Origin of the sequence: Magnetospirillum sulfuroxidans (assembly GCF_018224925.1) — a bacterium.
In the GTDB taxonomy this organism is placed as follows: domain Bacteria; phylum Pseudomonadota; class Alphaproteobacteria; order Rhodospirillales; family Magnetospirillaceae; genus Magnetospirillum; species Magnetospirillum sulfuroxidans.
The window spans coordinates 62,665-74,880 of the sequence record NZ_JAGTUF010000017.1 but is presented as its reverse complement, the minus strand read 5'-3'; the positions used below and the strand labels follow the sequence as shown (position 1 = coordinate 74,880).

The following is a 12,216-nucleotide window of genomic DNA, read 5'->3' as shown; positions in this document are numbered from 1 at the left end:
CGTTTGCCATGTTGAATCAGATCAGCGCCTCCTTGGGAATCCCCGCCATGAGTCGCAATTATCGGGAATTGGTATTAGAGGATATCTTAGGGATAAACTTCGCAAGAGAAGGCACTAACGCCATGCTCATGCTTTACCAAATCGTTGAAGATTTTGCGGCCAAGGTCTGTACCGACTGACGCGCATTTCCATATTCTGGGTCAACCATAAAAAAGCCGAGGCGGGGTCCACCTCGGCTTTTTCCGTCAACACTATTCGGTGGGCTCAGCCTTTTTTCGCCAGGGCTTCCTTGCGGGTTTCCACCACCTTTTCGGCCGCACGGCCCGAGACTTCCTGCAAGTGATCGAAGCGCCAGCCGAAAGTGCCGACGCCCATGGTCAACGAGCGTAATTCGACGATCAAATCCCCCATTTCCGCCTGTGGCAGATAGGCTGAAACCTGATCCCAGCCGTTCCAGCCTTCTTTGCCGTCAAAGCCGAGAATCTGGCCGCGCCGGCCGGTGATGATGCGTTGGGCTTTCGACGTGAAATCGGCCGGAACCGAGATTTCCACCGCCAAGATCGGCTCAAGCAAGACCGGGTCGCATTGGGGCATGCCCTCGGCCATGGCGATGCGGGCCGCCGTCTTGAAGGCCATGTCCGAGCTGTCGACGCTGTGATACGAGCCGTCGGTCAAGGTGACGGCGATATCCACCACCGGGAAGCCAAGGGCGCCTTGTCGGAGAAAATCGACGATTCCGTCTTCCACCGCCGGGATGTATTGGCGCGGGACGGCGCCGCCGACGATTTTGTCTTCGAAAACGAAACCGGCGCCGCGCGGTTGCGGCCGGATCTCGATATGGACGTCGCCGAATTGGCCGTGACCGCCCGATTGCTTTTTATGGCGACCATGCACCGGTACCGATTTGCGGATGGTTTCCTTGTGCGGCACCGTCGGCTTGTGGGTGACAACCCCCAGACCAAAACGGCTTTTCAGCCGCTCCAAAGCCACCAGCAGGTGGATTTCACCTTGCCCCCACAGCACGGTTTCGCCGAATTCGGCGTTCTGTTCCAACCGGTATGACGGATCTTCCTCGGCCAATTTGGTCAATGCGCCGGACAATTTGACGTCGTCACCCTTCTTTTCCGCCTCCAACGCCAAGGCGAACAAGGAATCGAGCGGCTTGGGCCAATCGCTGGCGATTTGGCCGTCTCCCCCCAGCACATCGCCGGTGGCCGCATGGTCAAGACGACCGAAAGCGACCACCTCGCCCAGGCTTGCCTTGGGGACCTTGGATGGGGTGGCGATGGCGGGAACGTAGAGGCCGGAAACTTTGCCATCGCCCAGGGTTTGGGCATCGGCGAATTCGCCGCGCAACACCCGCGCCCATGACAGTTTGCCGGTATGGGCGGCATGGACGGTCTTGAAAATCCGGGCGACCGGGGCGCCGCCATTGGCAAAGCCCAGACGGGCCGCGGTGGCGGTGGGGGCGGGCACGTCGTGGCGCAAGGCCTTCCACAACCGGGTCACGCCGCCATCATGCTCGGCCGAGCCGAAGAACACCGGAACGATCAGGTCATCGGCCAGATCCTTGGCCAAATCGTCGTAGAGCTCGTCCTTGGGGGGCGCGATGTCTTCCAGCAATTCTTCCATCAGGTGGTCGTCGAAATCGGCCAGATGCTCCAGCATTTCCTGGCGGGCCACTTGCTCATCGTCCTTGATGGAATCGGGAATCTTGATCAGATCCGAGGCTTGGCCGGGGCGGTATTGATAGGCCCGCTCACTGACCAGATCGACGAATCCGGTGATCTGCTCGCCGTCGCGGATCGGCACTTCGCGCAGCACCAGCGGCCGCTCGGAGACGGCTTGCAGGGCTTCCAGCGTTTCCCGCAGGCGGGTGCCGGCGGTATCGATCTTGTTGATGAACAAAAGGTGCGGAATCTTGCGGTCGTCGAGAAATTTCAGCAACGGCGCCACCATCACCGCGCGGGCGGGATCGGGTTCGCAGACAACGATGGCGGCGTCCACCGCCATCAGCGCGTTATAGGCATCTTGCTGGAATTCCACCGAGCCGGGACAATCGATGAAGGTCCATTTTTCCCCCAGATAATCGACGCCGACCAAATTCGGCTCGACGCTCATCATCCGGGCCCGAGCCTCGGCGCTGGAATCGCCGACGGTATTGCTGTCCTTGATGCGGCCTTGGCGAGGGATGGCTTCCGCGCGGAACAGCAGTGCTTCCAGCAGGCTGGTCTTGCCGCTGGAAAACGGCCCCACCAGAGCGGCGGCGCGCGGAAGCGAAACTGTCTTGCCAGTCATAATTCAGGCCCTCCCAAGCAAAATCTCATTTTGTCGCCCAACATGGTCCTCCTTGGCGAATGGGCTGGCAAGGGGGATTCCCGCAGCGTCGACCGAGGCCGAGGCGGCCAGTCAAGGCAAGGCCGAGGTGAACGAGCATGGCGCGCGCCCACGTCACGTCGAGCCGCGGTCTTGATTTTCGGTTTGCGGGGAGACGCCATGCGCAGCATGTGTTTGACTCTTTTATGCGATCGGCCATTAAAAGGGGCCGTAAAAGAGGCCCGTCGAGAGACTGAACGTGGCGGCAGGCAAGAGAAGGCGTGGGCATGATCCGTGCGGACAAGCGGTGGACCAAGGTGATGGGCTTTTTGGGGACGGAACTCCGTCATCTGGTCACCATCAATCCCAGTGACCGGCCGTGGCAAATGCCGTTTGCCGCCGCGCTGGCGACGGGGCTGCCGCTATTGGTCGGCTCGTGGTTCGGCCATCTGGAATATGGCTTGGTGTCATCGTTGGGCGGGCTGGTGTTCTTGTATATGCCGGCGACGGCGTTGTCGCATCGCATGGTCATGTTGATGGCCTGCGCTTTTGCCATGACCGCCTGTTACACCCTGGGGGTGATGAGTCATTTCGTCCCGGTATTGATGATGCCGGTGCTGGTTTTCATCGCCATTTTGACCACCATGCTGTGCCGCTTTTACGGTGTGGGCATGCCGGGCAGTCTGTTCTTCATCATGGCCGCCTCGATCGGGGCTTATGCGCCGACTGAGGTGTTGCAGGTGCCGTTGATGGTCGGCCTGATCAGCATGGGGGCGCTGCTGGCCTGCCTGATCGCCTTTTTCTACAGCGTCTACATCTTGCGCCGGCAAGACCCCAAGCCCGTACCGGCACTGCCGCAGCCCAGCTTCGAGACCATGGTCTTCGATCCGGTGGTGATCGGGGTGTTCGTCGGCATCTCGTTGGCCCTGGCGCAGGTTTTGGACCTGGAAAAGGCCTATTGGGTGCCGGTCAGTTGTTTGGCGGTTATTCAAGGGGCATCGTTACGGGCTGTATGGACCAAGCAAATCCATCGTGTCGTCGGCACCGGGATCGGTCTGTTGCTGTCTTGGGGCCTGTTGTCGCTGCCGCTGAACAGCTGGAGCTTGTCCGTGCTGATGATGGTGCTGGCCTTCATCATCGAAACCGCCGTGGTCCGCCACTATGCCTTTGCCACCATCTTCATCACCCCCTTGGCCATCATGTTGGCCGAGGCGGCGACGTTGGGGCATGGCTCGCCCTCGGTTCTGATCCACGCCCGTTTGCTTGATACCGTCTTGGGCAGTTTCGTCGGCTTGGTCGGCGGCATCTGTCTGCACAGCTCTTGGTTTCGCGATGTGGTTGGGCGGCAGATGCGCCGGTTAGGTCGGTAAGCCGCCTTTACCCCTCGCGGATGGCGATTTGGTACAAAACATCCCGATGGCTCAGGACCAGGGCGAACAGGTCCGCGTCGATCTCGCCGTTATCTTGCATGCGGCTCATGATCTTAATCACCTCTTCCACCGGCAGGCGCGGGCGATAGGGGCGCTTTTGGCAGAGCGCCTGGAAGATGTCGCAGATGGTCAATACTCGGGTTTCGGCGTCGATTTGATCGCCGCTCCAGCCATAGGGATAGCCCGATCCATTCAGTTTTTCGTGATGGTGGGCGGCCCAGTTGGCGATGGGCGTGTTGGGGAACAACGCCGTCAGCACCACCTTGCTGTCCAGGGGGTGGCGCAGCATCAGGTCGTGCTCGCTTTCGCTCAAGGCGCCGGGCTTTTCTAAAATTTCATCGGGTGTTCGCAGCTTGCCGACATCGTGCAACAACGCCGCCATGCGCAGCAATTGCCGCTGCTGAGGCGGATAATTCAACAGCCCGGTCAGGGCGTGGGTCAGGTCGGCGACACGCAGGCTGTGATAATGGGTGAACGGGCTTTTCGCATCGACGATATGCGAGACCATCTCGCCCAAGGCGATGATGTCGTCGAAACCCAAATCTATCCAGTGATCCCAATAGGCCAGGGTCTCGAAGATGGCCCCGTCAAGGAATTCGTCTTCCAGCTCCATCCAAAAAGCATGCTTTTGCACCGCTTCCAGCAGACCGGCAAACAGGCGCGGCGAAAACAATGTGCCCACATGGGGGGCGAGCAAGCCGGTCAATTGGTCGCGGGCACGCAAGACCTCGAAGTTTTGATGATCGGCAAGAAAACCGGCGCGGACCACGTCGAAACGATCGGCAAGAAACACCAGATTGGTGAATTCCTTGGTTTGCGCGTCCAGATGATCCGGAAGGTTGATCCAGCGGTCATGGTGATGGCGGATCACGGTGGAATAGGGGGCGAAGGGGGCGAAGCTGCGGGAAAAGGCGGCCCCGCGCAGGCAATGATCGTCGGCGCCGACCCATTCCATCTCGTCGATCAGTTTTTGGTGGGTCGCGGTCGAGGAAACGCCACAATCGTGGATCATGCCGGCGATCAGCATGAAATGCCGGGTCTGGCGATCCCAGCCCAAATAATGTGAGATCCGGTGACAGACCAAGCCGACCCGGCGGCCGTGGCTTTTGTCATCGACGCCGACATAATCCAGCGCCTTGGTCACCGTATGGGCGACGCGGCCAAGATCGATGGAAAGCCCGCCCAGGGGCGCTGAGTTTTTTTCCATGGCGTTCACGGCGCGTCTCCGGCGACTTTTCTCAACCTGTAGATGGCCCTTTTGTGCGTAACGATCAAGAAGAAATGAGGACGTATCAGGCGAGGGGGACGATCACCGCGAAAGACGACCCCTTATCCACCTGGGATCGGACTTCGATGCCATGCCCCAACAGTTCGGCCATGCGTCGCACCACCGCCAAGCCCAGGCCCAAGCCGCGATCCGAGCCATGCCCCTTCACCCCCAGGCGAGAGAAATCCTCGAAGATGGCGGTGAATTTGTCCTCGGGGATACCGATACCGGTATCGACGACGCAAATGGCGATCTTGTTGCCGCGATGGCGGCAGCCGACCAGGATTTTGCCTTCCTTGGTATAGCGCAAGGCGTTGTACAGCAGGTTTCGCAGCATCCGTTCCAGCAGGACCGGGTCCGAGATTATTTCGGCGTCGGTGGGCACCAGTCGCAGAACAAGATTGCGTTTGCTGGCTTCGGGCTCGAGTTGCTCGACCAGGGCGGTCAGCATGGGGGCTACCGAGAAGGTGGTCGGGACCGGCTCGATATGGCCGGCTTCGAGTGTCGAGACATCCAAAAGGGTGGCCAGCAGGGCCTGGGTGGCATCGACGCTTTGCCGCATCTTATCGACAATGTTCTGGTGCGGGCTGTTGCCCAGCCGTGCTGACAAAGCTTCGACGAACATGCCGGCGGCTTGCAGCGGTTGGCGCAAATCGTGGCTGGCGGCGGCGAGGAAGCGGGTCTTGCTGTCATTGGCCCGCCGCGCTTCTTCCGCCCGTTGCTCGGCCTCGTGGGTTCGGTCGCGGACGGTTTCTTCCAGGCCTTGGATCAGTTCCTCTTCACGCTTAAGGCTGTCGAAGGCCATGGCGGTCAGCCATCCGAGCAAACCCATCAGCAACAGAACCGCCGTTATGGTCAAAAGCGCGGTGTCCCACCAGTTGGACAGCACGTCGTCCAGCGCCACCCCGGTGGAGACGACAACACCGAAATCGGGCAGAACCCGATAGGCCAACACCCGCTCAACCCCGTCCAAGGGCGAGGCTGTGCGCAAAATGCCGCGGGTGCGGCCGGCATTTATCGCGCTCATCAGCGGCCCGGTCGGCACGCTGATTTCGGCCCATTGCTCGGGGTCGGGTTGGCGCAGGATGATGCGGCCGTCCAGGCCGGAAACGGTGAGAACCGAATGGGGTCCCAGGCCAAGATTGCGATAGAAATCGGTGAAGGTGATGGCGTCGAAGCCGGCGGCGGCGATACCGGCAAGGTTGCCGTCGGCATCGTCGATGCGGCGGCTGAGATGAAAGGCCTGGGAATCTCGTTGCTTGGTCTGCACCAACGGGCCGATGACCAGATCGCGGCGCTTTTCCGTGTGGGCGGTGAAGTAATAGCGGTCGCTGACCGAGATCGGGCGGATGGGGAAGGCCAGGGTGCCCAAACGGGCGCGGCCCTTGTTGTCGATGATCCACAAGGTGCCCGGTTCAGGCATGCCGCGCTTGAGTTCGGTCAGGTGCATCCAGGCCGCTTCCGATGCCCCCAATTGGTCCATGGGCATGGTCCGGCCCAGCAGGGCGACCTGTTCGACGATGAAGTCGGCGGTGCGGAAGGTGCGAGAGATGTGTTCTTCCAGCAGGCGGGCGACCGAGGCGGCTTTTTCCTCGGCGGCATGCAGGACCTCGCCGCGCAAATATGCGAGGAACAGGCCGCAGGTGATGACGATCAGCACGGTGACGCTGACGATCAGCGCCCGCAACGTCTGGCGCGGCGCCACGTTCATCGGAGGCAGAAGGGATTGGCGTTGGCCCTGGTTGGTCACGTCGCGGCTATGGGCAAGGGAGAAGACATCAGACACTCTAAGCGCTTGCGGTCGCCGCTTCCAGTTGTTCATGCACCTCAAGCCACAGGCTTTCGGTGTCGGCGATCTCTCGCTCCAGATTGGCCAGTTCCTTTTGCAAGGCGGTGACCGTTTCGCCGGGGCCGCTGTACAATTTGGGATCGGCCAGCTTGGCCGCAAGTTTGGTCTTGTCCTGGTTCAGTTTTTCCAGCCGCTTTTCCGCATCCTGCACTTTCTTGCGCAAGGGCGCGGTTTGCGCGCGGGCTTCGGCTGCGGCCCGGCGGTCATTCTTGCGGGTGGCGGCGGATGGGCGTTCACCCCCCCCTCCACCACCACGACGGGCGTCGCGGGCCTGATCAAGCAGGAATTTACGGTAATCGGCCAGATCGCCGTCAAAGGGGGCAACCTTGCCATCGGCGACCAGCCACAGGCGATCGGCCACCAGTTCGACCAGATGCGGGTCATGGCTGACCAGCACCACGGCGCCTTCATAGGCGTTGAGCGCCGCCACCAGGGCTTCGCGCGAATCGATGTCCAGATGGTTGGTGGGTTCGTCCAAGATCATCAGATGCGGGGCGTCGCGGCTCATCAGCGCGAACAAAAGCCGGGCCTTTTCGCCGCCGGACAGGTTCTCGACCTTGACGTCGGCGCGGTCTTGCTCGAAACCGAAACGGCCCAATTGGGCGCGGACCTTGGATTCGGGCGCCGCCTTCATCAGATCGAGCATGTGATCATAGGGCGTGCGGCCCAGATCCAACTCGTCGGTCTGGTGCTGGGCGAAATAGCCGATGCGCAGCTTGGCGGGACGATGCATGTCGCCAGACAGCAGTTTCAGGCGTCCCGACAGCACCTTGGACAGCGTTGACTTGCCGTTGCCGTTGGCCCCCAACAGGGCGATACGGTCGTCCATGTCGACGCGGATGTTCAGATCCGCCAGCACCGTCTTATCGCCATAGCCGGCGATGCCGTTGTCGATGGCGATGATCGGCGGGCTGAGGGCGTCGGGGTCGGGGAAGTCGAAGCTTATGCTGCGATCCTCGATCACCGAGATGGGCGGCCCCATGCGCTCCAGCATCTTGATCCGGCTTTGCGCTTGCCGGGCCTTGGTGGCCTTGGCGCGGAAGCGGTCGATAAAGGATTGAATCTTGCGGCGCTGTTCCAATTGCTTGACCTGGGCCTTGGCGGCCAGATCCATCTTTTCCCGGCGGGTGCGTTCGAAATCGTCGTAATTGCCGCCATAGGAAACCAGCTTGGTCCGCTCCAGATGGACGATCCGGTTGCACACCTCGTTCAGCAATTCACGGTCATGGCTGATGACCAGCAAGGTGCCGGGATAGCTGCCGAGATAGGATTGCAGCCACAGCGTGGCTTCCAGATCCAAATGGTTGGTCGGCTCGTCCAACAGCAGCAGATCGGGGCGGATGAACAAGACGGCGGCCAGGGCGACACGCATGCGCCAGCCGCCGGAATAAGACGACACCGGACGCGCCTGCTGGACGGCGTCAAAACCCAGGCCGGCCAGGATGGAGGCGGCCCGCGACGGGGCCGAATGGGCGTCGATGGCGTTCAGGCGCTCATGCACCTCGGCCAGACGATGGGGGTCGTGGCTGTGTTCGGCCTCGGCCAACAACTGGCTGCGTTCGATGTCCGCCGCCAACACGCAATCCAGCAAGCTGGTCTCGCCTTCGGGCGCTTCCTGGGCGACGCAGCCGGTGCGGGCGCGCGGACGGATGGAAATATCGCCGCCATCGGCGGCCAGTTCGTTCAAGATCAGCTTGAACAGCGTCGATTTGCCGGCGCCATTGCGGCCGACCAAGCCAATCCTGGCCCCTGCCGGAATATGCACACTGGCCTGGTCGAACAAGACGCGGCCGCCAAAGCGGAAAACAAGGTCGTTGATATGCAGCATGGCTGGCTGTCTAACACGGAGAACGTCGCTTCGCCACGAGCTTGTTGCCGAAAGCGCGCATAAGAGTTATAACCCGCCCGCTCTGGGCTTTGTTGATGCCGGCCCGAAGGCCGGCGCATGCCCGATCGTCACTTCAAGGATATGACCAACATGGCCACCGAACGCACCCTGTCCATTATCAAGCCGGATGCCACCCGCCGCAATCTGACCGGCAAGATCAACGCCCGCTTCGAGGAAAATGGTCTGCGCATCGTCGCTCAAAAGCGCGTCCGCCTGACCAAGGAACAGGCCGAGGCCTTCTATGGCGTTCACCGCGAGCGTTCGTTCTTCGGCGAATTGGTTGCCTTCATGATCTCCGGTCCGGTGGTCGTGCAGGTTCTGGAAGGCGAAAACGCCGTCCTCAAGAACCGCGACATCATGGGCGCCACCAATCCGGCCAATGCCGCCGCCGGCACCATCCGCGCCGATTTCGCCGAATCGGTGGAAGCCAATTCGGTGCACGGTTCCGATTCGGCTGAAAACGCCGCCATCGAAATCGCCTATTTCTTCGCGCAAAGCGAAATCGTCGCCTAAGCCAATCGGCTTTTGCGCCCCGATTTTTGCGACGCCCTCGGACTTGTCCGGGGGCGTTTTGCGTTGGAAAACAATCGAAGCTCTCGTGTCTATCCTCTAATCCATTGGGATAGTTGAAGTTCCTAAGTTTCGGTTGTGCGTTTCCGGCTACCCGCCATACCACACAAACGATATGATGCCTGAAATAAGCATGGTTGTCGTCGGCAGTGCCCGTCTTAAAGGGGGGGATTCGCCGGGGGCGGGACGATAAACTGGGGAAGAATTGGGGATCGATTCTTCCCATCGGCTTAGGGACAACAGCATGGTTCAACCTGTTCGTAAGGCTTCTGGGGTATCGCGTCGTGCCAGTCGGGGGCGGACGCCATCGGGAAAGCCCAATCCCATCGACGTTCACGTGGGCAATCGGGTGCGGCTGCGGCGCACATTGTTGGGAATGAGTCAGGAGCGGTTGGGTGAGGCCTTGGGCTTGACCTTTCAGCAGGTGCAGAAATACGAACGCGGCGCCAACCGGGTGGGGGCATCGCGTCTATACGACCTGTCGCGGGTTCTGGACGTGCCGGTCAGCTATTTCTTTGACGACATGAACGATGAAACCATGGCGGCCAGCCCGCGCCACATGGTTCGGGCGACCGAGGATCCGCCGGAATCGGAAGAAGCCATTTTGGCCCAGCGCGAAACCTTGGAACTGGTGCGCGCCTATACCCGCATCAAGGACGTCAACGTTCGTCGCCAGGTCCAGGAATTGGCCCGTGCCCTGGGGGGGGCCGAGGAGGCCGAGGGCTGACGGCGTAACGCTGAGGGGATGTTTTAAAAAAGCCGCCCGGAAATCTTCCGGGCGGCTTTTTATCAGGGCAGGTCATCGGCGCCGGGATGGCTTTCGCGCAGACCGGCCGGGTCTTGGTGAATGATCACTTCGAAATTGGGGAAGGCTTCCTCGATGGCGTGTTCGACCCAATCGGCGATGGCATGGGCGCGGACCAATGGCAATTGCGGCTCCAGTTCCAGATGCAATTGAATGAAGCCCAATTGGCCCGACAGCCGGGTGCGCAAATCGTGCAGGTCGCGCACCTCGGGGTGCGAGCGGGCGATGGCGATGATGCGGCTGCGGTCATCCTCGGCCAGTTCGCGATCCATCAACATGTCCATGGAGCTTTGGGCGATGCTCCAGGCGTTCCACAGCAGGAACAGGGCGATGGCGATGGCGAATAACGGATCAAGGAAGGTCCAGCCCGAAAACATGCCCATGCTCAGCGAGATGATGACGCTGCCGTTGATCAGGACGTCGCCGCTGTAATGCAGGGAATCGGCGGCGATAGCCACCGACTTGGCCCGGGTCAGCACGTATTTTTGAAAGGCGACCAGGGCAAAGGTCATGACGATGGAAAACACCATGACGCCGATGCCGATCAAGCCTTGGGTGACTTCCTCGGGTTGAAATAAGCGCTTGACCGCCTCGATCATCAGCAAGATGCCCGACCCCAGGATAAAGGCGGCTTGGCCCAGCCCGGCCAGGGGCTCGGCCTTGCCGTGGCCGAAGCGGTGATCATGGTCGGCCGGGGTCAGGGCATGACGCACCGCCCAAAGATTGATCAGCGATGCGGCGGCGTCCAAGGTGGAATCGATCAGCGTCGACAAGATCGCCACCGAGCCGGTCATGGCCCAGGCGGTCAATTTGGCGACGATCAGGATCGAGGCGGTGGCCACCGAGGCATAGGTGGCCTGACGCATCAGCTTTTCATTTTCCGGCGGAACGGTCAGTGCGCTCATGGGTAGAGATGCCTTGCGGTCCACGAATCATTGTCGCGGCCATAGGCGAAGCGATCGTGCAGGCGGAAGGGGCGGTCATGCCAGAATTCCATGGCCTGGGGCACCACTCGGAAGCCTGACCAATGGGCCGGGCGGCAGATTTCCCCCAGGCCGAATTTGGCGGTGTATTCGGCCACCCGCTTTTCCAGCTCGAAACGGCCTTCCAGCGGCCGCGATTGGGCCGAAGCCCAGGCGCCGATCTGGCTGATGCGTGGGCGGGAGGCGAAATAGGCATCGGCCTCTTCCGTCGTCACCGGAACCACATCGCCTTCGATGCGGATTTGCCGTTTCAGGCTTTTCCAGTGGAATAACAGGGCGACATGGGGGTTGTTGGCCAATTCGCCCCCCTTGCGGCTTTCCAGGTTGGTGTAAAAAACGAAGCCGGCTTCGTCCCACCCCTTCAGCAGCACCATGCGCACGGACGGACGGCCAAGGCCATCGACGGTGGCCAGGGCCATGGCGTTGGGGTCGTTGGGTTCGCTTTTTTCGGCTTCGGCCATCCATTTGCCGAACAGCGAGAACGGATCGGTTTCCATGGCGGACATGGGACTCCTTGGCGCCGCAGGGGGTGGTCTTCTTTTTATCCTGGCGCAGTGCCCAAAAACAGCCCCAATTCCGTGTAACTTTGGTAATGCTCGAATTCGGAAAAGCAGGCTCGTCATGATCAGTTTGATAAAGAAGACCCTTCCCGCCGCGATGATCGTCGCCTTGGTCGCCGGCTGTTCCAGCGATTACGGCCCCAAGCAGACCGGCGGAACCTTGTTGGGCGGTGTTGGCGGCGCCGTTGCCGGGGCCCAGTTCGGCAAGGGCACGGGCAATCTGGCAATGACCGCCATCGGCACGCTTTTGGGGGCGTTCATCGGTTCGGAAGTGGGCAAAAGCCTGGACAAAGCCGACCAGCAATATGCCATGCAGGCGGAAAACCGGGCCCATGCCGCCCCTGTCGGCCAGACCATTTCGTGGAATAATCCCGATAGCGGCAATTCCGGCAGCTATACGCCGACCCGCGACGGGCGGGATCAGTCGGGGAATTATTGTCGCGAATACGAAACCAGCGTGAATATCGGCGGCCAAAGCGAGCGCGCCTATGGGACCGCATGCCGTCAGCCCGATGGCAGTTGGAAGGTGGTGAAGTAACCGCGTTTTT

The 12,216-nt window shown here is 60.9% G+C and carries 10 protein-coding genes; 4 read left to right on the top strand and 6 right to left on the bottom strand.

Annotated features, from left to right (window positions below):
• Positions 1-264 precede the first annotated feature (264 nt).
• Positions 265-2,298 carry an elongation factor G gene (locus KEC16_RS15480; protein WP_211550557.1) on the bottom strand — a complete coding sequence of 678 codons (2,034 nt, stop codon included), beginning with the start codon at positions 2,296-2,298 and terminating at the stop codon, positions 265-267.
• A 305-nt stretch (positions 2,299-2,603) separates the two neighbouring features.
• Here KEC16_RS15480 and KEC16_RS15475 point away from each other — a divergent pair, with 305 nt between their 5' ends.
• The gene (locus tag KEC16_RS15475) at positions 2,604-3,686 is read left to right on the top strand and encodes an FUSC family protein (protein ID WP_211550555.1); all 1,083 of its coding nucleotides are present in this window, start codon (positions 2,604-2,606) and stop codon (positions 3,684-3,686) included.
• A gap of 7 nt (positions 3,687-3,693) precedes the next feature.
• Here KEC16_RS15475 and KEC16_RS15470 read toward each other — a convergent pair whose 3' ends face one another.
• The 3 genes from KEC16_RS15470 to KEC16_RS15460 all read right to left on the bottom strand — a co-directional run bounded on the left by KEC16_RS15470 (position 3,694) and on the right by KEC16_RS15460 (position 8,690).
• Positions 3,694-4,953: an HD domain-containing phosphohydrolase gene (locus tag KEC16_RS15470; RefSeq protein WP_249209239.1), complete on the bottom strand. Its 1,260-nt coding sequence runs from the start codon at positions 4,951-4,953 to the stop codon at positions 3,694-3,696.
• Positions 4,954-5,038: 85 nt separating this feature from the next.
• Positions 5,039-6,799 carry a sensor histidine kinase gene (locus KEC16_RS20145; RefSeq protein ID WP_211550552.1) on the bottom strand — a complete coding sequence of 587 codons (1,761 nt, stop codon included), beginning with the start codon at positions 6,797-6,799 and terminating at the stop codon, positions 5,039-5,041.
• Position 6,800: 1 nt separating this feature from the next.
• Positions 6,801-8,690: an ABC-F family ATP-binding cassette domain-containing protein gene (locus tag KEC16_RS15460; protein ID WP_211550550.1), complete on the bottom strand. Its 1,890-nt coding sequence runs from the start codon at positions 8,688-8,690 to the stop codon at positions 6,801-6,803.
• A gap of 150 nt (positions 8,691-8,840) precedes the next feature.
• Between KEC16_RS15460 and ndk the strand changes: the two genes are divergently transcribed.
• Both ndk and KEC16_RS15450 read left to right on the top strand, forming a co-directional pair.
• On the top strand, positions 8,841-9,263 hold the full coding sequence (gene ndk / locus KEC16_RS15455; protein ID WP_211550563.1) for a nucleoside-diphosphate kinase: 423 nt from the start codon (positions 8,841-8,843) through the stop codon (positions 9,261-9,263).
• A gap of 301 nt (positions 9,264-9,564) precedes the next feature.
• Positions 9,565-10,047 (top strand): helix-turn-helix domain-containing protein, encoded by a 483-nt coding sequence (locus tag KEC16_RS15450; RefSeq protein ID WP_211550548.1) that lies wholly within the window; start codon positions 9,565-9,567, stop codon positions 10,045-10,047.
• A gap of 62 nt (positions 10,048-10,109) precedes the next feature.
• On the opposite strand, the gene KEC16_RS15445 is transcribed toward KEC16_RS15450, so the two are convergent.
• The gene (locus KEC16_RS15445; protein WP_211550546.1) at positions 10,110-11,030 is read right to left on the bottom strand and encodes a cation diffusion facilitator family transporter; all 921 of its coding nucleotides are present in this window, start codon (positions 11,028-11,030) and stop codon (positions 10,110-10,112) included.
• Positions 11,027-11,614: a pyridoxamine 5'-phosphate oxidase gene (pdxH, locus tag KEC16_RS15440; protein WP_211550544.1), complete on the bottom strand. Its 588-nt coding sequence runs from the start codon at positions 11,612-11,614 to the stop codon at positions 11,027-11,029. Before pdxH ends, KEC16_RS15445 begins: the two co-directional genes overlap by 4 nt.
• 115 nt (positions 11,615-11,729) lie before the next feature.
• Here pdxH and KEC16_RS15435 point away from each other — a divergent pair, with 115 nt between their 5' ends.
• On the top strand, positions 11,730-12,206 hold the full coding sequence (locus KEC16_RS15435; protein ID WP_211550542.1) for an RT0821/Lpp0805 family surface protein: 477 nt from the start codon (positions 11,730-11,732) through the stop codon (positions 12,204-12,206).
• The last annotated feature ends 10 nt before the right edge of the window (positions 12,207-12,216 follow it).

Bases quoted from the DNA above. Each gene is read 5' to 3' on its own strand.
- KEC16_RS15445 (WP_211550546.1), bottom strand. From the start codon at position 11,030: ATGAGCGCACTGACCGTTCCGCCGGAAAATGAAAAGCTGATGCGTCAG.
- KEC16_RS15450 (WP_211550548.1), top strand. From the start codon at position 9,565: ATGGTTCAACCTGTTCGTAAGGCTTCTGGGGTATCGCGTCGTGCCAGT.
- KEC16_RS15480 (WP_211550557.1), bottom strand. From the start codon at position 2,298: ATGACTGGCAAGACAGTTTCGCTTCCGCGCGCCGCCGCTCTGGTGGGG.
- KEC16_RS15475 (WP_211550555.1), top strand. From the start codon at position 2,604: ATGATCCGTGCGGACAAGCGGTGGACCAAGGTGATGGGCTTTTTGGGG.
- KEC16_RS15470 (WP_249209239.1), bottom strand. From the start codon at position 4,953: ATGGAAAAAAACTCAGCGCCCCTGGGCGGGCTTTCCATCGATCTTGGC.
- pdxH (WP_211550544.1), bottom strand. From the start codon at position 11,614: ATGTCCGCCATGGAAACCGATCCGTTCTCGCTGTTCGGCAAATGGATG.
- ndk (WP_211550563.1), top strand. From the start codon at position 8,841: ATGGCCACCGAACGCACCCTGTCCATTATCAAGCCGGATGCCACCCGC.
- KEC16_RS15435 (WP_211550542.1), top strand. From the start codon at position 11,730: ATGATCAGTTTGATAAAGAAGACCCTTCCCGCCGCGATGATCGTCGCC.
- KEC16_RS15460 (WP_211550550.1), bottom strand. From the start codon at position 8,690: ATGCTGCATATCAACGACCTTGTTTTCCGCTTTGGCGGCCGCGTCTTG.